The organism is Spirosoma lacussanchae, from assembly GCF_005870035.1.
Taxonomy (GTDB): Bacteria; Bacteroidota; Bacteroidia; order Cytophagales; family Spirosomataceae; genus Spirosoma; species Spirosoma lacussanchae.
In genome coordinates, this window is sequence record NZ_SWJG01000002.1 from 426,381 (window position 1) to 451,164 (window position 24,784).

The 24,784-nt window shown below is 56.0% G+C and carries 20 protein-coding genes; 6 read left to right on the plus strand and 14 right to left on the minus strand.

Features of this window, described 5'->3' with window-relative positions; genetic code table 11:
* Positions 1-80: 80 nt before the first annotated feature.
* Both FBR45_RS12175 and FBR45_RS12180 read left to right on the plus strand, forming a co-directional pair.
* On the plus strand, positions 81-404 hold the full coding sequence (locus FBR45_RS12175; protein ID WP_138502663.1) for a thioredoxin domain-containing protein: 324 nt from the start codon (positions 81-83) through the stop codon (positions 402-404).
* A gap of 214 nt (positions 405-618) precedes the next feature.
* Positions 619-1,014, plus strand: coding sequence for a hypothetical protein (locus tag FBR45_RS12180; protein WP_138502665.1), 396 nt, complete (start codon positions 619-621; stop codon positions 1,012-1,014).
* A gap of 146 nt (positions 1,015-1,160) precedes the next feature.
* On the opposite strand, the gene FBR45_RS12185 is transcribed toward FBR45_RS12180, so the two are convergent.
* The 5 genes from FBR45_RS12185 to FBR45_RS12205 form a co-directional block, all read right to left on the minus strand.
* Positions 1,161-1,982 carry a universal stress protein gene (locus FBR45_RS12185; RefSeq protein ID WP_138502667.1) on the minus strand — a complete coding sequence of 274 codons (822 nt, stop codon included), beginning with the start codon at positions 1,980-1,982 and terminating at the stop codon, positions 1,161-1,163.
* Between the two features lie 19 nt (positions 1,983-2,001).
* On the minus strand, positions 2,002-2,334 hold the full coding sequence (locus FBR45_RS12190; protein WP_138502669.1) for a hypothetical protein: 333 nt from the start codon (positions 2,332-2,334) through the stop codon (positions 2,002-2,004).
* 122 nt (positions 2,335-2,456) lie between these two features.
* A complete protein-coding gene (locus FBR45_RS12195) occupies positions 2,457-3,968 on the minus strand; it encodes a S1C family serine protease (RefSeq protein WP_138502671.1) in 1,512 nt (503 codons plus the stop codon).
* A 16-nt stretch (positions 3,969-3,984) separates the two neighbouring features.
* On the minus strand, positions 3,985-6,045 hold the full coding sequence (locus FBR45_RS12200; protein WP_138502673.1) for a caspase family protein: 2,061 nt from the start codon (positions 6,043-6,045) through the stop codon (positions 3,985-3,987).
* 86 nt (positions 6,046-6,131) lie between these two features.
* On the minus strand, positions 6,132-6,542 hold the full coding sequence (locus FBR45_RS12205) for a hypothetical protein (protein ID WP_138502675.1): 411 nt from the start codon (positions 6,540-6,542) through the stop codon (positions 6,132-6,134).
* 412 nt (positions 6,543-6,954) lie between these two features.
* Here FBR45_RS12205 and FBR45_RS12210 point away from each other — a divergent pair, with 412 nt between their 5' ends.
* On the plus strand, positions 6,955-9,741 hold the full coding sequence (locus FBR45_RS12210) for a CHAT domain-containing protein (protein WP_138502677.1): 2,787 nt from the start codon (positions 6,955-6,957) through the stop codon (positions 9,739-9,741).
* Here the strand turns inward: FBR45_RS12210 and FBR45_RS12215 are convergent.
* Together FBR45_RS12215 and FBR45_RS12220 are read right to left on the minus strand one after the other, a co-directional pair.
* Entirely contained in the window at positions 9,733-10,443 is a 711-nt protein-coding gene (locus FBR45_RS12215; RefSeq protein ID WP_138502679.1) for a hypothetical protein, read from the minus strand. The genes FBR45_RS12210 and FBR45_RS12215 overlap by 9 nt on opposite strands.
* Positions 10,444-10,514: 71 nt before the next feature.
* The gene (locus tag FBR45_RS12220) at positions 10,515-11,078 is read right to left on the minus strand and encodes an RNA polymerase sigma factor (RefSeq protein ID WP_138502681.1); all 564 of its coding nucleotides are present in this window, start codon (positions 11,076-11,078) and stop codon (positions 10,515-10,517) included.
* Positions 11,079-11,265: 187 nt separating this feature from the next.
* Between FBR45_RS12220 and FBR45_RS12225 the strand changes: the two genes are divergently transcribed.
* From FBR45_RS12225 to FBR45_RS12235, 3 genes are all read left to right on the plus strand, one after another.
* Positions 11,266-11,457 (plus strand): hypothetical protein, encoded by a 192-nt coding sequence (locus tag FBR45_RS12225; protein ID WP_138502683.1) that lies wholly within the window; start codon positions 11,266-11,268, stop codon positions 11,455-11,457.
* Positions 11,458-11,540: 83 nt separating this feature from the next.
* The gene (locus tag FBR45_RS12230) at positions 11,541-12,464 is read left to right on the plus strand and encodes a sigma-70 RNA polymerase sigma factor region 4 domain-containing protein (RefSeq protein WP_138502685.1); all 924 of its coding nucleotides are present in this window, start codon (positions 11,541-11,543) and stop codon (positions 12,462-12,464) included.
* A complete protein-coding gene (locus tag FBR45_RS12235; RefSeq protein WP_138502687.1) occupies positions 12,461-13,117 on the plus strand; it encodes a hypothetical protein in 657 nt (218 codons plus the stop codon). Before FBR45_RS12230 ends, FBR45_RS12235 begins: the two co-directional genes overlap by 4 nt.
* Here FBR45_RS12235 and FBR45_RS12240 read toward each other — a convergent pair.
* The 7 genes from FBR45_RS12240 to FBR45_RS12270 form a co-directional block, all read right to left on the minus strand.
* A complete protein-coding gene (locus tag FBR45_RS12240) occupies positions 13,110-14,627 on the minus strand; it encodes a M48 family metalloprotease (RefSeq protein WP_138502689.1) in 1,518 nt (505 codons plus the stop codon). The genes FBR45_RS12235 and FBR45_RS12240 overlap by 8 nt on opposite strands.
* 350 nt (positions 14,628-14,977) lie before the next feature.
* The gene (locus tag FBR45_RS12245; RefSeq protein WP_171044880.1) at positions 14,978-18,412 is read right to left on the minus strand and encodes a caspase family protein; all 3,435 of its coding nucleotides are present in this window, start codon (positions 18,410-18,412) and stop codon (positions 14,978-14,980) included.
* 239 nt (positions 18,413-18,651) lie between these two features.
* Positions 18,652-21,237: a penicillin-binding protein 1A gene (locus tag FBR45_RS12250; RefSeq protein WP_138502693.1), complete on the minus strand. Its 2,586-nt coding sequence runs from the start codon at positions 21,235-21,237 to the stop codon at positions 18,652-18,654.
* A gap of 292 nt (positions 21,238-21,529) precedes the next feature.
* A complete protein-coding gene (gene msrB / locus FBR45_RS12255; RefSeq protein WP_138502695.1) occupies positions 21,530-22,051 on the minus strand; it encodes a peptide-methionine (R)-S-oxide reductase MsrB in 522 nt (173 codons plus the stop codon).
* Positions 22,052-22,204: 153 nt separating this feature from the next.
* Positions 22,205-23,026 carry an anti-sigma factor gene (locus tag FBR45_RS12260; protein ID WP_138502697.1) on the minus strand — a complete coding sequence of 274 codons (822 nt, stop codon included), beginning with the start codon at positions 23,024-23,026 and terminating at the stop codon, positions 22,205-22,207.
* Positions 23,023-23,577, minus strand: a complete 555-nt coding sequence (locus FBR45_RS12265; RefSeq protein WP_077922008.1) for an RNA polymerase sigma factor — start codon at positions 23,575-23,577, stop codon at positions 23,023-23,025. Before FBR45_RS12265 ends, FBR45_RS12260 begins: the two co-directional genes overlap by 4 nt.
* A 198-nt stretch (positions 23,578-23,775) precedes the next feature.
* The gene (locus FBR45_RS12270) at positions 23,776-24,774 is read right to left on the minus strand and encodes a fasciclin domain-containing protein (protein WP_138502699.1); all 999 of its coding nucleotides are present in this window, start codon (positions 24,772-24,774) and stop codon (positions 23,776-23,778) included.
* Between the last annotated feature and the right edge of the window lie 10 nt (positions 24,775-24,784).

Below are 24,784 nucleotides of genomic sequence, written 5' to 3' on the forward strand. Positions count from 1 at the left end.
CCAGCCGGGATTGATCTTTACGGGACGGCACACTTTCTGTTTTTTTGGACAAACAGGTGGATATAGTTTATTCATCGATTATGCAATCAAGCGATACACGACCGTTTCTGGTCCCCGCTAAAACAGCGGTTTTATTGATTTTTATGCCTTCGGATGCCGAAAGTCGTCAGCAGCGGGTGTCGCTGACGGTGCTCGCTGATTCGTTGCAGACGATGCTGGGCGATGCCGTACGGGTGCTTAAGATCGATGAAACCGCTCACCCTGAAGTCATGCGTAGTTTCGACGTCGAAAAACTGCCTGCGTTCATCCTCGTTCGGCAGGGCATCGAACTATGGCGCCAGGAAGGAACTACCACCGAGGCTGCCCGGCTGGCCGAAACGACCCAGCAGCTACTGGAGATCTGAGGCTGATGTCTGCCGTAACCAGTATTTGTACCTTTTTATCCAGTAAACACCCGCCAGCATGTAGTAGCCTGTTCAGTCAACCGAGTCGTCCATAGTTTGTTGATAGGGCGGATAAACGAGAAGCTGATTTTTATCAGGTTGGGGACTGACTTCGATCAGTCGCGGTATCGGGAGGAGCTATCAATTTTACAAAAATCATTCGCTCCGCTTACGTATGAACAACACGATCAAGTCCCTGCAAACCTGTCGCAGCCAGCATCAAAACTGGGCGGCCTCCCTGGTGGAAAGCGAACAGGAAATCGATCAGCTGTTGACACTTTTGTCTGACCTGCCCAACGATAACTACCGGAGCCTGCGGGATTACTCGGCCGACTATGCCCAGGCACTCAGCCGACTCAAACACCGTATTCATCACCTGCGTGCCGATGTGGTCTGCTCCGGCGACCGCTGCGCATCGGCAACGGGCCCAACAGCCGCCTGCACCGATCCGCGGTATGGACTACCCGTTTCCAGCCCTACGCTGCTGACTAGTCTGTCATCGGAATATATCCAGCTCAAAAACCGCTGCCATGCGTTCCTGGCCGAGCTGATGGGGCTGAATCTGATTTGAATATACGGCACCGGGTCTGATACCGTCGTGGTATGGGCAGGTGAATAGTCTCCTGGCGAACCCGCAGAGCATACAGCCGTGTACAACAGACCCGGCACCTAAGGCTGAAAAGACAGGTGCCGGGTCTGTTGTATAAAGGCCGACTGTTAAACGACAGCCAGCAACGGGATATCGGTAAGCCGAGCCATACGTTCGGTATTGCCCTCGCTGAAGAGTCGTATAAACCAGTTATGCGGCTGCGGCAACATCATAATCAGATCGGCCTTGTTGGCATGGGCAAAGGTGAGCAGCGTTTCATAAACGGCATCACCCGGCAAAATGGTCAGCGTGTGGGGCACCGACGCTATCAGTCGGCGGAGGTGCTCGGCCCGGCTCCTGACCGTTTCGTCCGACGGCCTTTCGTGGATCGACAAGACATTGACCACACTGTCGAACTGACGAACAAAGCGGAGGGCCGTCTCGAGGACGATTGCATCGGGGGGGCTGTTCAGGTCAACAGCCAGTACAATGTTCTTAATGGCAGCGTAGCCTGCCGCGGGCGGAATCAGTAGCAGCGGGACGTTTGTTTCGGATACCATGGCGCTGGCGATACTACCCATAAGCTGCGCACTCTGCGGAGCCGACCCTACTGTAGACATGACCAGCAGATCTGCTTTCTCATGCCGGGTTGTTTCCTGAATAGTCGGGATTACGTAGCCCTCCCGAACCAGGGATCGGATGAACAAGCCGGCCCCGTACTGGCTGTGTAATTCGTGGGCCAGCTGACTGATGGCCCGCTGGCCTTCGTCCCGCATAGCCGTAGCACTCAACGGAAAGTCGCCGTTCAGCTCGGGCGGATTGGCCGGCCAGAAATGGAACACGTGAACCAGGACCAGCGAAGCATCCTGGGCGCGGGCCAACTGGGCGGCAACATGGGCTGCCCGATTGGCGCCCGCCGAAAAGTCGGTAGCCACAACGATGGTTTTCATACCGAAGCGGTTAGCTGACCTACAGTACGTTGATCAGAATAATGGCTACATGCAGTACGAAACTGAATGCGAAGGCAGGCAGGATGTATTTGACCGGCATTGCCGACAAAATAGGGACCAGTACCAGCAGAAAGCTGAGGTTGCTGACCAGCAACTGCCAGTCGCCCCCGCCGAAATAGAACATGGTCAGCAGGAGGGCAGGCGAGAGAATACAGCCCTGAATCATGAGAGCCGCAGCGGCCCAGCCAACCCGATAAAACTCGTTGCTGGCCACAAAATGCCGATAAGACGCGAGCCAGGTGGTAGCCGATGAAGAGGATGTTGCAGTGGGGGCGTGTGAGAGCGTTGCCATGGTTGTTGTTGGGTTTGTATGACACCACAAAACAACATGGGCGGGCCTGCTCCGGTACTGACCTGAGTCAGCCGCGATCCTGATCCTTGTTGGGTAGGAACCTGATCAGAAATGGGCCGGAATCAGTACCACAAACAGGCTTTGATCACGTCCTGCTCGCCCGATAGCATGTGTCGGGTAAAACGAACGTCGTCAGGATTGTCGGGGTCTGCCACGGCCATATCTACCACACCCGATAGCCCCATCAGCCGACAAACGGCACCGAGGTAGCTGAGTTTGCTTACCCGCCAGAGTTTACTGCCCCGCTCTGACTGAATCCCCGCTGCCACAACCCGGTACGTGACGGTCCTGGGCGTATTGGCCGACGGACTGACTATCTGCTTCTGCCCGAAACCAGCCGGGGTTTTCTGGTACCGGCGCTCCCGGTCAAGTTCATACGTGTTGTTATCCTGCATAAAACGAATGGCGATCCCATCGGGGGACTCTGTCAGCGCCAGCCGGTTCGATGTCAGTACATAGCGGGCCACCGACTCCAGTTCAACAGGCGTCAGCGTGCCGCTTATCACGGAAACCGTAGTGGCCGATGGGCCATGGCCAAACGTCAGGGCGACCATACTGCCTGGGCGTAGGGTTTCCAGGATGCCCAGTACTTCCTGCACGTTGCGGACCTCTTCACCATTGATGGCCGTAACGGTCTGGCCAATATAGCCTTTGAGTAGGTCTTTGCCCGGCGAGTCGGGCAGCATGCCTGATAAAACCGGTACGGGTTTGCTGGGGGCGGCCTGGGGGCGCTCGTCGTCGTCGCTGATGCGGGTCGTTTCCGAGAATTCGAGGCCCAGATACGCCCGCCTGACCAGCCCGTCGTTAGTCAGCACGTCGTTCAGCAGGCGCAGCACAACGGAGGTTTCCAGGGCGAAATTGATCTGGGAGAGCCATACTGATGACCCGTTGGGGCCATTGGCGAAGGCAATCTGCGAGTTGATGCCCAACACGGCGCCCCGCTCGTCGACCAGGGGGCCGCCACTATTGCCCCATATGACGGTTGCCGTTGTCTGTAAGAAGCCAAACTTGCCCGTCAGGCCACCACGCATCCGGTTTTTGGCGCTTATGATGCCGTCGGTGACGGTGTATGGATACTCGCCCTGCGGGTTGCCGATGGCGTAAACGCGCTCGCCGATCCGGGCGGGGGCCGACCGAAGAGGAAGCGCGGTCAACTCGGGGCCGGGCGGAGTCGTGAACGCCAGTACCGCAAAATCGTAGAGTGCATCGCCCCCTACAACCCGGACCGGGTATTTCTGCTGGTTGATCGAAAAAACGGCCAGGCTGCCGGTCGCGTCGGTGGCTGACTCAACAACGTGCGCGTTGGTAAGTACGTATTTCTGGCCATTCAACTCGATGACAAAGCCCGACCCGCTGCTTTTGGCGCCGGTCAGACTCAGGGCTTTGGCGTAGGCCTGTTCGGGATTTACGGTCTTGCCCCGCACGCCCAGGGGCCGAACACTGACACCGGCCGTCTGGTAGACGGCTACGGTAACAACCCCCGACAACGCGTCTTCCAGCACGTCAGACGAGCTTTGGGCCCGGGTCTGGGCCGACAGTATGAGCAGAGCAAGAAAGAGAGAAAGACGATACATACGGGTCAGGCAATGCTTATTGCGGGCGGGTTGGAACAATCAGAAAAGGGTATGAAAAGGAGCCAACGGCCGTTTCGGGAAGGGTTCCCTCGCCTTCGGTACCGCGCATGACGAGCTGGGCTATACCAAATACTTTTTCAAGGGTATTGCTCAGACCGCGGGTGCCCTGATCGAGGCTGCGCAGGCCGACAACATTGCGCAGGTCAAACTTTTCCAGCGCGGCCAGTACTTTAAATGTCTCGGTACCAAAGGGGGGCGAAAAGTCCAGCCGGCGCGGAATGATGAGCGTTTTGCCCGGCTCAATTACATAATTCTCGGGCAGGTCGTGATTGACGGATGTTTCTTTGGTTGGAAACACGACGCTTACAACACCGTCGGGCTGGATATCGATCAGGCTGAAATAGACGCGCAGGGAGCCGGTATTGGTGATTTTGACAGATGCTTTGTCCTTCGGTGAAAACATCATCAATCCGTTCTGTAAAAAGTCAGCCCGGTTCAGGGTATCGGTGGCGTCGCGGCCTCCGGGCTTGCTGGGAATAAGCTCCAGCCTGAGGCTGATACCGGGGTAGCTTGGGTTGTAGGTTTGCAGGAATTTACCTTGTGCGTAGTTCTGGACCCGCAGGCTGATCGTCTCGCCGTCGGTCGGCCGGCTCACGGGTATGGGCTTACCGACAACAAACCCATCGGTTGTTTTACGAACCAGTGCGTAGCTGCCCCCCGCCGAGTCGAGCTGGGACAGGTACAGCTCAGAAGCTTTGACGGACGTCAGCTTAACGAGGGGTAACGCCTTAAGAACGTTTTCGGCGGCCGTGCGCAGCGGGCCGTTGGGGAGGCTGTCCAGACTGAGTGCTACGGACAGGTCGCCAAACGAACGTTCGGTCACGAACACCCACTGCTTAAGTTGCTGATCGGCCGGGAGTGGCTTTTCGAGTCGGATGGTGGCCGAAAACATACCCGCCTGAACTACGGTGCCGGACAGAAACGAACTAGCCTGCATGGGGTCAGTCGTACCGGCCGGGCAAACCCGCACCTGGGTATCGATGTTAACCGTTTCCAGCCGGCCGGCCGCAATGATGAGCTGTTTTCCGCTGTCGGTGAGTTGCTGAATGGGGTAGTAAGGAGCTTGTTGCACCGCTTTGCCCCCAAACAGTTGGCGGTCGTAGTCGCCGTCGATCTCCGGGGTTTGCTGCGGAGCCACTAGTTTCATTTCGGCAACGATTCGGTTGAACAGCAGGCGGTAGGTTTCGTTGGGATTAACGCTACGCAGTACCTTATTGATCACGTAAGAAAGCGAACCAACTCCTTTGTCGCTCCCATCGGGTAGTATGTATTCGTAATTGAGTTCACCGGCTTTGGCGGCCGAAATCACTACGTAAGGCGCCAGACCGGTCGCCACGCCACCCCGGGCTGGAGAAGGCGCCAGAAACGGTTTGGCCACCGCACGACCCCGAGCTGGCCGGGCCTGGGGTGCTTTGCCGGGCAGGTTGAACGGTTGGCTGTTGCCGCGTATTTTGGCGATACCACCCCGGCTGATGGTACCGGAATGGCAGGCGTCGGCAATGAGCAGGATATCGCCCGAAGCCCCCAGTTTGCTGCGGAGTTTTTCTATGAGCTCGTTAAGTTCGTCGTCGCGCAGGTGCTGGCCACCATCGTAGTTTGGTTTGGCAGTGGCGCTGGCCGGGGCTCCGTAACAGACAATCGCTTCGTCGTACCCGTCGAGTTCGTCGTTCGAGTCGTCGGAAATCTGCTGTCCGTGGCTCGAAAAATGAATAATGACCTGATCGCCGGGCCGACACTGACCAATCAGCGTGTTGAGGGCGTTTATGATACCGGTTTTGGTCGCTTTGTCATCCTGCAGCACCGTTACCTCGGTGAATTTCTGGTAGGTCAGTGCCGCCCGGATGAGCGGTATGTCGTTGGCCGAGCTGATCGACTGCCAGCCACTGGCTCCCGGGTAGTTGCCGATAGCAATGACGAGGGCTCGTTTGGTTTGCGCAAACAGGGGAGTTACCAGGAGCAGCAGGCCGACCAAAGCCGCCCAGCCTGCTCGCACGATGCGGTTCGGGTGGAGATTCATACGGATTGAGATGAGCGGTACAGGAGGATCGGGAAGGAGGCAGGCCCCTTCCCGACAGAAAATCGTGCGTACTGCGCTGGCTGATGCTAGCGTAGGGTGTAGACGTAATTTTCGCGGCAGTCGCCCGACGCGCTCCACTCGCGGGTGCCGCCCGTAGAGACGCAGTAAATGGTGGTATAACCAGATCCAACCGTTACCGTGCCGTCGTCCCAGGGGGCCAGCGTGCCTTTGTAGTCACCATCGACGTAAATCTTGATGTAGAGGCCGGTATAGTTATCGAACTTAACCCGGCATAAGGCCCCGCGGGTTTTGGCAGGTTTGGGAACCGGTACGTCTGTGGTGGGCACATCTTTTTTGATGTTAGGATTGGCGCCCCGCGTTTTCGGGACAGCCTTGCCCGTTACGGTTACATTTTTGTCGGGCTTGTCCTGCGCAACGGTGGTGGTGCCGACCAGAGCGATCAGCAGGCAGGCAATAAAAGCGAATTGTGCTTTCATGGGATGAACTAAATAAGAGGTGATAGATAGAAATGGGAGTTACCGGACGTAAGAAGCATGTAATCAGATAAGAATGCAAAAACAGATTGGTGAATTGAGTAAACGTTGTATTTCTGTCTGTAAATGCCGGATTCGATAAAAAAGTAACAGCTATACGATTGATAGTTAATGCATTAATCATGCTTACTATATAATTTATAATTACTATCTGTGCGCGACTGTTTGTGACCTGCTCTGCCTGTCCGATAAGCGGGTCGTCCGGCGTTGATGGGGTGGGTGGATACAGGCTGGTATTTATGTAGATTAACTATTTATAACAGTAGCGATTGGCTGCGGGGTATGCAGCTTACTGGACTATTGCTTAATTTCACCGACGGGAACAGCCTCTCTTTATATTGGTTTGTGTACGTTTATGACTAGCAGCGGTTCTGGCTGGGCGTGGTACGTCCTCATACTGCTATGCCTGGGGCCGATAGCTGGATATGGTCAGTCGGCCGACAGTTTGCGGCAGCAGGCTAATGCTATCTATCGACAGCAGCCTGCCGAAGCCCTGCGGTTGTTTGGTCAGCTTCAGAAGCTGGCCCGGCAGCAGGGCAAATTCGACCTGGCGGCCAATGGTCTGGTCGACGAGGCTACGGTCTATTACGTAAACGATGACTATCGCCGGGCTACCACTGTTTGCCGGGCGGGTCTGTCGCTGACTCCGCTGGCCGATAGTACCCGCTTCAAACTATGGGCCAGTCTGGGCGAAATGTACCACCAGCGAAACCGTCCCGACTCGCTGCGCTGGTTCTGGCAACGCGCCGATTCGCTGCTGCTGGTTCGCCCGGCGCTGGAGCGTGAGGCCCGCACCTATGTGGCTGCCTACTGGGGCAATCGGGGTACTGCTTCCGTAGAGCAGGGCGACTACCGACAGGCCGAGCGGTGTTTCCAGAAGCGGTTGTTACTCCTGGCTCGCCACACCACCCCGGCCCGGCAGGCTATTGCCGAGAATCAGTTCGCGCTTTTTTACCGGCAACTGGGGCAGCTTGCCCGGGCCGACTCGCTCTACACCGCATCGGTCCATCACTATAAAACGCCCGACCTGAATCGGGGCTGGCTATTGCTGGGCCTGATTGAGTGTCGGCTACAGCGGCAACGGACCGATTCGGTCTGGGTGTTCATACGCGAAACGGAGCGGCTGGTGAAGCAGGCCGGTACCGACGGCGCCGAACTGTCTGCTTACCTCGATCAGTCGTTGGGTAAGTACTGGGAGCAGCAGCAGCAGTTAGGCCGCGCCCGAACTTTTTTTGCCCGCTCTGTTGCCACAGGACAGCGGCTGGGCGGGTCGAGCCGGGTCGGGTGGCGGGGACTGATGGCGCTGAGCCGGATTGCCTGGCTGCAGCAGGACATATCGGGGGCGCTAACGTTTATTCAGCAGGCTATGCAGGCCAACAGTCTGCGCTTTCGGGCTACCGATCCGGCGCAAAACCCAGCCCTGGCCGATTTCCTGAACGGCCCTGATCTGTTCGAGTCGCTCTGCTGGAAAGCCCACCTGCTGTATGCTGCTAAAACGATGCCTAACTCGCTGCAGCTGGCCAGCCTCACCTATGACCGGGCCTTTGCCCTGAGTGATTTGCTGCAGGCATCCTACAGTGCCGAACTGACTAAGCTGTTCGTGCAGGAAAAGCTTCGTCCGGCTTACCGGGAAGCGGTAGCGGTAGCGTATGCGCAGTACCGGCAACGGCCCGACAAGGCCACCCTGGCCGCACTGTTACGCCGGCAGGAGCAAGGCAGCGCGGCCGTGCTGCGCGAAACCCTGCAGGCCTTGCAGCGCGACTATGCGGGGGTGCCGGGTTATCTACTCGAAGAGGTACAGCGGGCTAAAAACCGGCTGGCTGCAGCCAAAACGGCTTGGGCCGAACGAGACGTGGCGCATTCGTCAGGGGCCGGAATCGTGGCTGTCAATGCGGAACTGGTCAATGCCGAACTGGTCTGGAACCGGGCGTACCAAAAGCTCCGGCCTTATACATCGGTCTGGCTGGGAACTGACAATCTGAGCCGCCTGCAACAGCAACTCGCCCCGAACATGGCTTTTTTACAGTACAGCCTGACGTCTGACTCGCTGCTACTGACGGTCGTAAAGAAAAACCAGATTCGGGTAGTGCCGCTCCCGATCAGCAGTACCCAGCTAAACCAGCTGGCCGAAACCGTCCGACATGAAGCCTACCGAAACCCCGATCCGTTTCAGTATACGGGACATACTGCTGCCCGGGCTCTGTTTGACCGGGTGCTGGGGCCGGTCTGGGCCGACCTGGCCGACGTCCGACGGCTGGTTATTGTGCGGGATGGCCCCCTGCATTACCTGCCTTTCGAAGTGCTGGAAACGGGCCAGCGTCCCGACGACTACCTGCTCCGGCATGCGGCCATCACCTACGCTTATTCGATGGACAGCTATGTCAGAAGCCCCCGCCAGCGCCCCGACGGCTCGCCTGATGTACTCAGTATGGCTCCTTTTGCCGTCGATCAGGCTACGCTCAGCCTTATTCAACAACGGGGATATCAATCTCTCGACCGGTCGGAAGCCGAGATCGGGTCTGCTGTCGGCACGCGCTCAACGGCTGCCAATGCCAGCAAAGCCACCTTTCTGTCACTATTCCCCGACCATCAGGTCCTTCACCTGGCCACTCACGCCCGGGCCAGTGACAACGACCCCGGCGATTCGTACATCGCGTTTTTTCCGCAGGATTCGTCCCACCGGCTGTACGCCCACGAGTTGGGTCTGCTGGACCTGCGCCATATCCGGCTGGCTGTGCTGTCTGCCTGCCGAACCGGTAGTGGTAGTCTGCACGGGGGCGAGGGCCTCCTAAGTCTGAGCCGGGCGTTTGCATCGGCGGGCTGTCCGCAGGTTATCACCTCACTCTGGAATGCGCATGACGGTACTACGGCCCTGCTCTCGCAACTGCTGTACGAAGAACTGGCGTCGGGCCTGCCAACCGACGTAGCCCTGCAGCGGGCCAAGTTGCGATTCATTGAGCAGCAATCGTCCGGTGGGGCGTTCAGCCCGCCCCACTTCTGGGCGCATCTGGTCCTGATGGGGACTAACCAGCCCGTTTTCCCGGTTCCCGGTCCCTGGCCAACCGGCTGGCTGGCTGGTCTGGGTACCGGTCTACTGGCTATCGCTGGCTACATCCGGTACCGTTGGCGTCGTTCACGCTGATCGGCCGAGTTTCTGCCAGCGGATCTGCCACCACACTTTCCAGCGATCCGATGTACTGATGGGATAAACGGACTGGCCGCTCTGGTCGAGCAGCTGGAACGTGGCGTCGGCGTTGTCGGGTTGCCGGTTGAGCAGGTAGGCATTCAGCAGGTGCCACTGTACGGCCTGTTTGAAATAGGGGCGGAGATTGTCTACCCGCGCCAGCTTTTCCAGATTAGCGATAGCAAGTTGGGGCTGGCCATTGGCCAGATACGCCTGCGCATCGAAGAACTCGCGGTAAAAAGTCCGCTGCTGGGGTGTAAGGTCAGGCCCGGCAATATCGTCTTCCGATTCGCGGTAGCGCTGCGTCAGGGTCACGTCCTGGCGGTAGCTTTCCAGATCGACCCGGCTGAAAGTCAGGTAGCCGATGACCAGCAGGACGCAGGCTACCAGCACACTGGCCAGCCTGCCCCGCCCGAGCCGCAGACGCTGGATGGGTTTAGGGGGCGCAGCCAGTTCGGAACGAACGGCGTTCCGGACCGTTTCGGCCAGGGCCAGTTCACGCAGCGCTTTATCAGCTGCCAGCAGCTGAGCACACTCCCGGCTGAAATCAGGGTCGCGTTTGAGTTCCTGCTCGAAAATAAGTCGTTCGTCGGCGGATAGCGTACCCCGGTGGTAGGCTTCAATCCACTCCCATTGTTCAAGTTGATTAGTTGGTCGCATGTTGGATAGATACTAGCTGGTTCAGATCATTAGCACTGAAGTACTTCATCGATTACGGGTTTTCCGCCTTTTTATTCGTTTCCGTCCTGCTTTTCACCCCGTAGCAGCGCTCCCAGGTGCAGCATGCACCGATACTTACGCACCTTGGCCGCTTTGGCCGATGCGTTGACCCGGTGAGCAATCTCATCGAACGATAGATCGTCCCAGTAAAACAGCTGCAGCAACTCCCGGCAGGTTTCGCCCAACTGGCTGAAGGCCTGCTGGAGTTGAGTCAGCCGTTCGGGTTCATCCTCGGCCGTGGGCTCTTCGGTCAGATCGTCGAGTCGGCTTATCATCCCCACCCGACTCCGACTCTTGAGGACCTTGAGCCATTTGTTGCGCATCACCCCATACAGGTACGCATCCAGCGTTGCTTCTGCCCGGGGCTGGTACTGGCCCGAGCGCAGCTGAGCCCATACCGCCAGTACCGTTTCCTGGATGAGGTCAGCGGCATCTTCTTCACTGCCCGAGTTGTCCAGCACATGCCGACGAATGACCGCTTTGACTCTATGGGTTAGCTGGTGGGTAGCCCACTCAACCCGACGTTGGTCGTCGGAGCACATGGCTTCGTATAAAGTCTGATCGGCACTCGACATGCGGTAGGGTGACTGTTTACTGGGATATTCTCCTTTTGCCGGAAAAGTAACGGAAATAGTGAGTGGGGGGTGTGATTTTTTTCCGGCCCCTGCAATCTACTCTCGAAAGCCAGCTCCGAAAGCTTTTCAGCGGACGTCCCCGGAGCCAGCCTTCAACAAACCCCAAAACGCCCGCAAGGGTAATGACATGAACAAACAACCATTGGCTTCGGCTTCGGGTTGGGTGGGTATGTTCGGGGTCGTGTTGATGCTGGCCATGGGTGCCTGCGAATCCGTTGCGGTTGACCCCGCTCCGGGTGAGGCTAAACCAGCCGTCAGAACAACGACTTCCAACGAAGACCCCCCAGAAAAACCAACAAAACCTCCAGGCGGAAGCTAGTTGACGACAGCCGCCATACTACGGGAGTGTAGTATGGCGGTTTTTTTAGTAGCTTTGGACAGTCGCCTACTGTTCCACACCTGATGTCCACATCTGTACCTTCCGACGAAGCCTTTGTTCGTCAGATTGCGCCCGTTGTTACTCAAACGCTGGCCAATGAATTTGCCCATCTGCCCGGCCAGGCTGCTGCGGCTATTCTTCGTCAGACACTGGCCACCTGCCTGATCATTCGACGGAAGGCAACAAAACAACGACTGAACTTATCCCTGTTTGCCCGGCGCGTTACCCGCGAGCAGGTCCTGAGCTGGCTGGCCGCGCAGGGAAGCCCAACTCAGCAAACGTCAGCGATGAGCCAAATCATGGCTGAAAACCGGGATGCCGTAGCCCGCTACCTGGCCCAGTTCCGGTTCCGGACGACCGACGTTGCCGACGAAGTACTCAATGACTCGTTTGCTGCCTTCTTCACCAACCTGGCCGACAGAAAGCCGGTCGAAGCGCTGTTGTCGACCTGCCTGATCAGCATTGCCCGCTTCAAAGCCCTGCATCAGCTTCGGCAGGAACGCACTGACCCGGTTGAGCAAACGAACTGGCTGGAAACCACATTTCTTACTGTCGATGAGGCCGATATGGGTACTATGACCTGGCCCCTGACAACCGCCGATGATGAACCGATCAGCATTGACCTGCCGGTGACGACAGCCGACGGCCGTTCCGGCACCATCCAAATTGATGTTTCGACGTTCCGAACCTGGCTGGCCGATTGTTTTAGCCGACTCGGTGCGGCTCGTCAGCTATTGTTTCGCCTGCGGTACAAATACTGGAGTGAGCAGGAGCTGAGAACTATGTCAATGGACGAGGTACAGGCGGTCTTCGATGATCTGGATATGACCGAAATTGCCGCCAAAGCAGGCTATACCAATGCGCACACGGCCAGCGTTCGGCTGAACGAAAGCCGTAGCCGGTTGCGGGATTGTTTGACAGAAAAAATGAAGAACGCAGCATTATGATTACCGACCAGAACAAATGGGCCATTATTGACGCGTATCTGGCCGGACAACTCGATGAGTCGGGGCGGCAGGCCGTTAGGCAGAAAATGACCGACGATGCCGATTTCAGGGCCGATGTGCTCATGCAGTCTGCCCTTAATCAGCAGTTTGACCGGGAGCAGACCAGCAAGGATTACGACCTGGTTGATCGGCTGATCAGCGAAGGGCTAACAACGCCTGCCTCGTCGGTTACGGGGCGGTCCCGGCCGCTACGCCCGTGGTGGCAGCAAACCTGGTTGCGGGCGGTGGCTATGCTGGTGCTGGTAGCAGGACTCGGCTGGCTGGGATTCCGGTATCTGTCCGGACCGGACACGCTCTCGGTTCAGATTCCCTATGCGCAGCGCGGCTTTGGGGTAGATGGTACCCCGGCGCCCGATAAGCTGACCACTTTTCTGGTGACTTTCAGCAACGACGGCCCGGCTTCCGGCGAATACAGCAGCGATCCGGACGGGCTGCATCTGTACCTGACGGAGCTGCCTGTTACCGAGGCCCGGTGGCAGCTGCGCGATGATCCGCAGCAGGGCGGCTTTTTGCTGACCGACCCACAGGGCCTCACGTACCGGCTCGATCGCGATACGTACGGTGGGCGTAAACCGCTGGTACCGATCAAATAGGGGTTACGGCCAGCCAGCTCACCAGCTGCTCGTTCCTGTATTCCAGAAACAGGCGACTGTTGCCCCGGCGGTATCCGCAGAATCGGCTTCCGCGCGCACCGGCTACGTCGGCCGAAGGTGGGCCGTAGGCCGACAGGCGCGAACGAGGGCTGCCAATCGGTAAGTCGGCCAGATCCAGCCGATTGCTTTTAACCACGCGGTACCACCGTGGTTTGTTATTTTCTTCAATAGATAGTTCGTACAGCGTCAGTGAATCGGTGCGGGCATACCGTCCGCCGGAGGGGAGCGGCTGTAGCGGCAACCGGGGAGCCGGGCGGAGCCGATCGACCGGTGAGGGCCTGCCAGCGGTTTGGGTCGACTGACGGCTGGCCACCAGCCGGTTCCAGTAGCGTTGCCAGCCTGGTTTTTGTGACTCTTCGTAGAGCCGCATATTGTCGGTGGCTCGAAAAGCGCCCTGCGCTGCTGCCTGGCGAAACAGCCGCTGAGCCTCGGCGGGTTTGCTGCGGTCGGCCTCAATGACGGCCAGTAGCAGCAAGGCATTAGCCGACAGGGGCCTACTGGCGGTGCGACTCGACATCAGGGTTTGGTACGCTTTTTCGGTTTCGTTCAGCAGATAAAAGGTAAGTGCCAGATTGAGGGTGGCGGCCTGGTAATTAGGCTGTCGGGCCAGGGCGGTACTGAACAGATGCCGGGCGTCGGCCAGCAGCGGGCGGTACGGTACCGGCTCACCCCGGCGCGGATTGGCCAGCAGTCGGTTGTCGGCATCAAACTCGACCGGAAAAGCAAACCGCAAGCGCGGATCATCCCGGGCGGACGTCATCTGAGTCAGTGCCTGGTTGAGCTTGATGGCCCCCAGGTTATTCAGAATCGTAGCCGTGGGGTATCGGGCTATCAGCGTTGAAAAAGCCTGGCCAGCCGCTGCGTAGTCGAGCAGGAGGTAATGAATTTCACCCAGTTCGAAATAATGGGCCAGTTCGCGTACGCGAGCCGTGGTGTCGCTTACCATCTGCAACCGCTGGCTGCGGCTGGGGTAGCCCGGTATCTGGTTAGGTAGCCGAAAGGTATCGTACAGTTTTCTGTACACCGCCGGCGCAATCGTAAACGCATCGTACCCGGCTAGATAGGCCAGAAAGACACCCGATCGGTCGGCCAGCGCTTCCAGGTTTTCTGACGAATAAGCGGTTCCGTTAGGCATAACAACCGGCGAGAAGAAGCCTTGCTTTTGGCCATGCCGGTACTGGAAATGCGCCAGCTCGTGGCCCAGCAAACAGGCCAGGGCCGCATCGGCATCAGGGCCGAACGTACGGCACAGATCCAGCACATCGTCGCTAAGGTCGATGTGGGCCGGCGTTCCAGGCCGGTAAACCAGCGAACCGCCCTGCTGCGCCGACCCCCGCGGCAGCCGACGGAGTACCGGCGGATGGGGTGGGTTGCCCATTGCCCGCAGCAAATTGGCATAAACTCGCTGGGCCTGGTTTGATGGCTCGGGCAGTTTTGTGAAAAAATTCAAAAAGAAAAAAGCACTGACAATGAGAAGGTTAGCTCTAAGGTTGAGAGACTTCATGCAAAAAGTGGCCATTTTTTCATGGGGGCCTGTTACTTTTTCTGTTCTCCGGGAATAATCAAATGTAACACAAACACAACGGTTCTGCTCTACGCCATTGAGCCTATGTCGTAAGCACACCGTCCTGATCCTGTTTTGTGATAATCTGAGGCTTTCCGATTTTATTCACACCCGTTCAACGTTTGCCCGACTCCGACTGATAAGGAGTCGGGTTTTTTTGTGTTCCGCGGAACTGCTTGCGGTACGCGGTTGGCTCGGGTGACTAGCCGATTGGCAAAAATTGCTACCGTTAGCACTCAATTGCGTTTACGCCAAAGTACTATATTCTGGGAGGCATTCTGCTGCCGAACCGTAGGGTGTTGTCGACCGCTGGTAAGTCGACTGACCTCATAGACGACATAATCGCGCAGGTCTGACACGGTAACTTCGTCATACTGACGGGTAGCCGCTCGTGGTGATGCGTATGCATCGGCAAAGAGACCGTTCAGAATGCAATAGGTAAAGACGCCGTTGTGCCAGGTGTCATTTTCGAGTGCATATTCTTTACCACCCGAGGCTGCAATAACATGAGTACCGCTGGTTCTGGTCACGTCGGTAAACAACTGCTGCATCAGTTCGAACGAGTTCTGCAAACCCAATGCGTTGGGCGCATCGCCTACTTCAACGCCTACGCCCCGCTCCTGAATACCTGGCTGAAAAGAGCCAGAAACGGCTTTGCCAACTTCTTTGTCTACTTCGCCTGCGTGGCAGGCATCAAGCATGAGGAGCTTCTGGCGGGCCGGTATACTGTCTAGCAACTGCTCAAGGTCATCGTACGAAATACCCTGGCGTTCGGGATGCGTGAAGTCAATATCGTGCGTAGCTATGTAGAAGTCAAGGCTGTCTGAGAGTAGCCCATGTCCGTTTACAGACATCATAACTATATCGTTCGTCTTTGTTTGAAGGAGTCGTTTTTTCAACTGCTTAACTGCCTTTCGAGTAACCTGCTCATTGAGCAGCGTATCTATGCTAGCACCTGGATACTGACGCTGGATGGCTGTGGTCAGATCACGAATATCTTTAGCTGCATATCGTAAATCATACCGATTGTTCCGGTAATGGTCAACCCCAATCCCTATAAAGTGAACTTGTGATTTCAAGCTGTCAGTACAGGTAATAACTACGGTCTGACGTAAACTTTCGAGGCCATTGGTGAGCTGACAGGCTATCTGAATTGTATTCTGACCGGCGATCAGCGGTATCTGTACTGAGTCGTCCAGACGGTTAGTACCGGACAGCGGTTTGCCTTTGGTCCCAAACAGGGGTACGTCGTTAACCCAGACCAATAGCTTGTGTAACCGGCCGAAACGAGTAGAGGCTTTCAGCTGTAGGCTGATATGGTGTTGTTGAGTGACTGTTGGTATCTGGTTTATGTTGACAATAGTCAGCTCCGGACGCGGCTCGTCTGAGGCCAGGTTTCTGGCCAGCTGCCCTAGTCGTCGTGTGCGTCGTTCATAAGCCTGCTGATAGGCTTTAACCAGCACAGGCTGGCCAAATCCGGTTTGGTCGAGCACACGATCGGGCCGGTTATAAAGCACATCCAGCTGCTCGAACGGTATGGCATGATTACCTACCCTGAAAACCACACGATTACCCAGACCGGGCGTGGCCATGTAATAGCCGTCGGGCGTATAGGCTATTCCGACCGGTTCCATGGCCAAGCTTCTGGTTAAATAAGAAGGTAACGGAACGAGTCGATCGTCTGTTTGCGGTACAAAACGATGATACGGGTCAAAATTCATCAGCGTCAAGGCTTTAGCTAATGTTTTGGTATTGAAAAGCTGTACCTGACCTCCGTTTGGTACAGCCAGCAGCGAACGGTTCGGATGTTGCACTAACTGGCCGGAAAAGCAGTTAGGATGCCGGGCCAGCTCCCGTAGCGTGCCAGCTTCGACGAAAACCAGTGTGCCATTGGTCAGACCGCAGCTAAGGCGTCGGAGGGTGGTATCAAAGGCAAGCGCCTGGACGCTGCCATCCAAACGAACCTGCTTAGCCGGACTGAGCGATGATACCTGCCAGACAACCACGGAAGAGTCGGCCCCGGCACTTACAAATTGCCCATCGTTTATAAACGCAATGTCAGTAATACGATGAGCGTCGGATTGAGACGCAACCAGTTGTCCTGTTTCAAGATTCAGAACCGATAGTTTGTCTGTATTAGACTCGGTTGAGAAGCCCATCAGTACCAGCCATTTTTCGTCGGGGCTGACCGCAAAGACGCGGATGTTATGTTTTTTGGGTAAAGCTAGCCGGGCGCGTAACGCACCCGTCGATGCGTCAATACGCAGTACAGGCAGGCCAGGGGCGTGCAGATAGGAAACCGCCACCAGCCACTCGGCGTGCCTGGGCAGGTAAAACAGGCGTTCGTAATAGACTGCGGTACCAAAACCTGGTTTCAGCTTCGTGTTGAGGCTATAAGCCCATCGTTTACGGGCATTACGCCAGTCTTTGACGTCATATACAACTATAGAGTCATTGAGGATTGTGGCCAGATCGGTTTTGGTAACAACAGTAGCGGTTGTTACGGGGAGGTAAGCAGCATCCAGTACCTGTGGCCGCAGTGTGGTCAGATCCCACAGATTGGCGGATGCAAAAAATAAACCACCACCCTGTACGGCCTGCCCATTTCTGGTTAGCAGCGTTGGGCTGTTTTGCGGAAAGTGAGTCAGAGCCAGTTGCTGAACACCATCTCCGCTCAGTTCGGTAACAAACCGTCCGGTGCTGTCATAAAGTTCTGTATCGGTAAAACTATGAATAGCGAGTGTGCTACCCGATGGCGAGAGGATCAGATTGTCGAATGTAGTACTGAATTTGCTTTTGCGACCAAAACTCTGGATCAGGCTGCCGGTTGTCATGTCGAAAAGTCTGAACTTTTGTGCTGGATCACTTCGTAAAACAGCATTGCCTACGGCGAGCCGGGTTAGGCTGCTATCCATTGAAAAATAAACGTCATGGCCAATAGGTAAAGTAAATGACTGCTGGGTATGACCGGCGGTGTCGGCCCGGAAAAAAAGTGTCGAGTCGGTTCTATACCAGAAGGAATGATGCTGATGAGCCACAACCTGACCGGATTGCGACCAGACGGACTGACGCGTCGGTACCTCCCAGATCGTTACGGTTTGCTTGTTTCTAACAGGCTCATGCTCAATGAGTACCCGGCCCGCTTCCGACAGGAGTCGGAAGCCGAAGCCGAACTCCCCGAAAGAGGGTGGCAGGTCAAACCATAGCGTAGGAGTTGGGCTCTGCTGCCAGTTTGCCCGGTAGGCTTTACGAATTAGAGCTAAAGAAAATACCAGCTGATTATCTGGGGTAAAAGCCAGTGACCGAATCTCGGCCAGCGATTCGCTGATGAGGTCGGGCTCGGGTGGATAGAGGGTTTGAACTAGTTTTGCCTTGGCTACATCAATCACATAAATCTGCTGACTTACCGAAACGGCCAGCCACTCCCCATTGGCACTAAAAGCCATCGGGCGCCTGTAGCCAGCGCCACCAGCTTTGGGCAGTTGTAGACTAAACAAGAGTTTGCGGGTTGTCAGATCCCAGAGCTGTACTGCCTGGTCATTATCCAGGGTAGCCAGCATGTGCTGGTAGGTGCTCTGGGCAACTACGGTACCTGTACGGCCCGTTTGCACCACCAACTGGGGCGACTGTGCTCCGGCCAGCTGCGGTCCTGTAAAAACGGTGAGAAGCATCAGCAGCGCTCGATAGCGAGCTAAGGCCCGCCTGACAAGATTCAGGGTATAGCACATCGTCGTTGACGGTTTGGGTCCGGCTTTCGTGGCCAAGATAATAACTTGGCATATTTTAAGAAAGATGTAGAGGAGAGGCTACGTCCTGATAGTCAGTGATATGGCCGCAAACGAAATCGACCGCCGAAGTCGCACGGGTGATGCGGTTCGGCGGTCGGTGGAGAAATTTACCAGCTGGTTAGTTAGGGGGTCCCGCTTGTATCGGGAGGGGTAGTGGCGTCAGGAGCGGGGGGAGCCGGAACGAAGGTCGAGTCCGATTCGCCCGATACACCGGTCGAGTCCGATTCGGCAGCGCTTTCGTCTTCGTACGAGTAGCAGTTCTGGTAATCCTTAGTGATTGGCACGGCTGGTTTGGCAAAAGGCCCCTGCAGATTCCGGAACTTGTTATCGGCATACACCTTTTCCAGGAACCGACCAACCAGTGGCAGCGCTGTTTTGGCCCCTTCGCCGAGATCGGTTGAGCGGAAGTGAATACTTCGATCATCACCACCGACCCAGGCGCCAACGACCAGTTTGTCCGATACGCCAACAAACCAGCCATCTGAGTTATTGGATGTGGTTCCGGTTTTGCCACCCATTTCGTGGCGGTTTTTGAACAGGTTAAATGACCACAGATTCTGGGAGGTACCGCCGGGTTCCTGCAGGCCGCCCTGAAGCATATACCGCATCAGAAACGCCGTTTCAGGACTGATGGCCTGCCGTCGCTGGGTCTGGAACGTTTCGATCACAACCCCGTCGCGGTCTTCGATGCGCTGCACAATCATGGGTTCGATAGCCTCTCCGTCGTTGATAAACGTACAGTAAGCGCCTACCAACTCATACAGCGACACATCCGACGACCCCAGCCCAACGGACGGAACGGCCGCCAGCTTACTCTTAATTCCCATCCGGTGGGCGTACTCAACGACCCGCTCAGGCCCCACGTCGTCGGTGAGTTTAGCCGTAATGGAGTTCACCGAACGGGCCATAGCCCGGCGCAAAGTCATCTCTGAATAGGTGTAATAGCCCGTTGAGTTGCGGGGTTCCCAGACTTTTTCTTCGCCGTTTTCGCGGTACGTCTTTCGGAACGGCCGGTCCTGAATACGGTCGCAGGGACCGAGGTTGATCAGCGTATCGTCGATAGCGGTCGTGTAGACAAACGGTTTAAAAGTAGAGCCTGGTTGCCGCTTGCCCTGCTTGACGTGGTCGTACTTAAAATAATCATAGTTCAGCCCGCCTACCCAGGCCCGAATGTAGCCCGTATGCGGGTCCATGGCTACCATCCCCGATTGCAGAAACCGCTTGTAGTACGAGATAGAATCGTAGGGCGTCATTTCGGTTGAGTCGTACCCGCGTTTGCTGTTCCAGCTGAACACCCGCATCTTGTATTTCTTGACCTTCATGTAATAAGTGACCGAATCGGGGTCGAGCGGAAACCGTTTGGCCAGCACTTTGTAGCGCTCCGTACGGCGGGCTACCGAATCGATGAATCCCGGCAGTTCATTGCCATCTTCATCGGTCCAGGGATTTCGGCCGCGCCAGTGATTGTCGAAGGTCCGTTGCAGCGCTTTCATCTTTTCGCTGGTGGCTTCTTCAGCATAGGTCTGCATGCGCGAGTCGATGGTCGTAACGATCCGCAGGCCATCGGTATACAGGTCATACCCGTTTTCATTTTCTTCGGCCCATTTTTTCACGTAATCGAGTACGGCGTTCTTGAGGTAACTAGCCGGGCCGGAGTAGGGGTTTTCGGGGGTATACTCAGTCAGGAGGGGTAGCGCGCTGATCGAGTCGGCCTGTTGACGGGTCAGAAATTTGTATTTGGCCATCTGGCCAAGCACGATGTTCCGGCGCTCTTTCGACCGTTTCGGATTTCGGAGCGGGTTGTAGTTGGTCGTTGCTTTCTGTAAGCCAACCAGCACGGCGCCTTCCTGGATGTTTAGGCTGTCGGGGGCTTTGTTGAAAAACGTTCGGGCGGCTGTTTTCAATCCGAACGCATTGCTGCCAAAGTCGACCGTGTTGAAATAATAGGTGATGATCTCTTCTTTGGAGAAGTTCTGCTCCAGTTTGAGCGCCATCAGCCACTCCTTCGATTTGTAAACTATTTTACGGATAAACGGAATGCGGGTTAGCAGGCCCGAATTCGATTTGCGCCGGGTCTTAAACAGGTTTTTAGCCAGCTGCTGGGTAATGGTAGAACCGCCCCCGTCGCGCCCCAGGCTAATCAGCGCCCGGCCAATGGCCCGCGGATCAATGCCGCCATGATCGTAGAACCGGGCATCTTCGGTCGCAATCAGCGCGTCGATAAGTGGTTTCGGGATGTTCTGGTACTTAATGGGAGTTCGATTTTCGGCATAGAATTTACCGATCATCACGCCATCCTGCGAATAAATCTCGGAAGCCTGGTTCAGCTTCGGGTTTGCGAGCTCGGTTACGCTCGGCATCTCGCCGGTCAGGTACAGAAAATTGTAGTTGATGATGAACACGTACACCCCCAGCATCAGGGCGCTGATCAGGGTCCAGCGAATGCCGTTTTTGAGGTACGGGTAATACCAGGCGTCGGGATCAATGTACTGATGAACAAAGGAGCGGAACCGCTCCCGATAATCCCGGTAGGTCTGGGTCCATGAATTAACCCGTTCTTCGCCCGCCAGGCGGGTTGTTTGCTTATAAATAGTTTGACTAACTCCTCGTCTCACACTGCCAAACTGCGTCCGACGTTGTCGAATTCGTCGCCGGAATGCGCCAAAAGCGTGTCGGATAGCGCGGAATCGCTCCCTGTCTTCACTCATGCGTTTTATTCAGTAATGCTCGGTTAGGTCCGGAACAGAAAAGGCTCGCCTTGGGAAGACATTACTGCCCGGACTCGTCGGCTTTGGGGTCGGCCCCTGAATCGCTAAAAACGCACTCCGGCGTTGATTCAGTGGGCGTCAAATATAACGGATTTTTGCCCGATCTGATATACCAAAACAGGTCCGTTTGCGCAATCCGGCTGGTTATGACTCGTTTTTTAATGACTAAGCCAGTCGGCTGACAATGCACACCGACTGGCTTAGTAACCTGATTACGGAGACGTGCTGACGTCTATTTTTTCTCGAAAATCATTGCCACACCGTTCATGCAATACCGAAGACCGGTGGGTTTGGGGCCGTCGTTGAAAACGTGTCCAAGGTGCCCGCCACACACCGAACACTGGATTTCGGTACGGACCATGCCGTAGCTTTTGTCAGCCTCTTCGGTAACGGCGTTTTTGCTGATCGGTTTATAGAAGCTGGGCCAGCCCGTTCCGGAATCGAACTTGGTATCGGACGCAAACAGGGGATTACGGCAGCCGGCACAACGGAATACGCCGTGCTCGTGGTTGTCGTTCAGCGGGCTGGTGAAAGCTCGTTCGGTGCCGTGTTCGCGCAATACGGCGTACTGATCGGGAGTAAGTATCTTTTTCCATTCGGCATTGGTTTTTACCACTTTTCGCTCGCCGGGCTGGGGGGTAGGTTTGTTGGTCTGCAATGAGGCTGGTACCACACCCGGAGCAACCGACGGGCTGGCTGCGCTATAGACCGACCAAAGGAGAACCGGGATAAACAGAATCAGTAGGTATTTCATGGGTTATCTGTAAGTGATTGGGGTAGATGTACAGGCTGAGAATTGCCGCAGTTCGTCAACGAACCGGTTAGGTATGCACGCAAAAAAAGTACGCCCTGGAGTCGTAGCCAACCCGGCTGCACACTGTTAAAACAAGGGAAATCTGACGAACGTTCAGGCATCGACCGGCGACATCGCCAGGAGGGTTGAGAGCGTAGGGGTAGGGCTGCCACCGCGCTTCTCAACGGTTACCGCAAAGGCGTCGGCCCGATCGATGGTGCGGTTCAGGCGCTGGATGGCGAGGTTGGTACTGCCCGCTTCGAAGACACCCGCGTCGATTGGCTGGCCACCCGCCAGCGACCACAGCTGGTACTGCTGATCGGGGCGGAGCGGGGGCAGGGATTGCACCTCAACCGCTACCTCGCGGGTTTTGGCGTTCCAGAAAACCAGCATACGGCCGCTGGGCGCTTTGTCGTTGCCGCGCAGTTCGATGGCCCGCATGCCGGGTTTGCTCAATAGCGCCAGCGACTGTTCGGCCAGCGATTGCTGGGTGTGTAATTGCTGAACTTCTGACTTGAGCGAGTCATTAGCCGTTCGTAACGAAGCGACTGTCTGCTGGTTCGTACGCAGCTGGGAGACCAAAAAAAAAGCGAAGCCTAACACTAAAATGCCGACTGATGCGGCTACGAGCCAGGTTGTCCGGAAGGTAGGGCTTCCGTTCTTCCAGGGATCAACGGGCAGGGGGCGAACAACGGCCGGGACAACGGGCTTCTCAAAATCGAGCTGCTTCAGTAAATTCTCTTTAACGGAGGCTGGTGGTTCAACACTATAGGCCTGTGCGTACTGTTCGAGAGCCGTGGACAGGTGGTCAAGCTCCTGCCGGATTTCAGGATAGATAGAAGATAGGCATTCGACCTCGCGCCGTTCCTGATCGCTCACCGCTCCCAGGACGTACGATTCTAAAATACCCGACGCTATATATTCTGTTACATTCATGACTTGAATAGTTGCTTTAATTCCTGCAACGCGGCCCGTATCCTGGTTTTCACCGTACCCAGTGGTAAATTCAGTTCTTCAGCGGCCTCTTCGTGGGTGTAGCCGCCAAAATAAACCAAATCGATTAACTGTTTCCGGTCAGGCCGCAACCGGTTTACAACCTCCTGAACGCCAATGTGGTCAGGGTTGGGCTGTTCCGTGTGATGCTGGCGGTCAACTATATGTACGCTCTCTTCGTCGGTTCGGATTGCGCCGGATGGTTGAGTCTTGCGCGCGCGTAGTGCATCAATGGCTGTGTTTCTGGACACGTTAAGCATCCAGGTAAACAGACGCCCCTTGGTGGCATCATACGCATCCAGGTTTTTCCATATTTTAACGAATATATCCTGCAACAAATCCTGGGCCTGCTCATCGTCACGCACAATACGTAACACCACACCGTACAGAGCAGCCGAATACTGATCGTAAAGCCACTGAAAAGCCTGCTGGTCACGCCGGATCAGTTTTTCGAGCAGTACACTTTCGGAGACTAAAGAAGACTGGCGTTTCACGCAAACAGAGTTAATTGAGCCAAATATAGCGGAAAATAAAACGAACAGATGACGGGCCCGTTCTTATCGCTTAGATAACCTTTGATCATGTTAGTACTGTCTACACAAAGGCAAAAAGTACGACAATATAACGAATGAAGTGGTCAGTTTGCCCATTTGTGCAAACTGACCATGCTGCTGCGTTCCATAAAACAGGTATTACTGGAACGCCGAGGCACTCGTTTTGTTCATCAGAACCGAATCGATACCGTGTACAACGCCGTTTACCTGAAACAGGTCCGTCTGGCTCACGCGTACCGAATGGCCCTGTTCGTCGGTTAGAGTTACCCCGCCGTTGGTGGCCTGCGCAGTCAGAGCAACACCAGCCATCGTCTGCAGCATCGCTTTGCCATTACCCGCTTTGATGCGCCGGTTCAGCTCCTGTGCATCTATGTTTTCTGGCACCACATGATAGGCCAGCAACTGCTTCAAAGCCTCCCGGTTGCTGCCCTCCAGCAAGCCAGCCTGCACCGCTGTCGGCAGTCGTTTGAAAGCTTCATTGGAGGGAGCAAATACTGTATAGGGGCCGTTCCCTTTCAGCGCTACGTCCATTTCGGCCGATTGCAGCGCGTTCTGCAGGGTCGTATAGTTGGGCGACGAGGCTACAAAATCACCGATGCTGGTGTTCCGCTCGGTGCTGCCGGCTTTAACAGCGGGTGTTTTGCTGGTCTGGGCGTTAGCCACGGCTGTTACTCCTGCCGATGATGATCCCCCCACCGATGAGCGACGGGCCGAATTATCAGAACCATCGTTGCCGGGCGGGGTGGTAGAGGTTGAACTGGGGTTAGCCGTGTTGGGGTTGCTGCCAGCACCCGTCGGCGCATTGACCGCGTTGTTGGTATTATAGTTCGTTGTATTGCTGTTGTTGATGCTCGTACCGCTGCTGGATGAACTCTGGCGGTATTGCGCATCCTGCGGGCTCGTGTTAGTATTGGGCTGGGAACTATTGTCGCGGCTGTTCTGATTGACCCGGTTCCGGCGGGCCGCCCGTTTCTGTGTCCGGCTGTTGCTCGATGCGGGGGTAGAATCCGGAACCACGGCACCTTGCGGATAGGTAGTCGACGTAGCGGCTCCGGTAGGTGTATTCTGACTCTGTCCGGCGGTAGCGGCCAGCGCGAAAACAAGCGCCGACAGGCCAAAGGTTTGTACGGGTTTCATAACGTTTCGG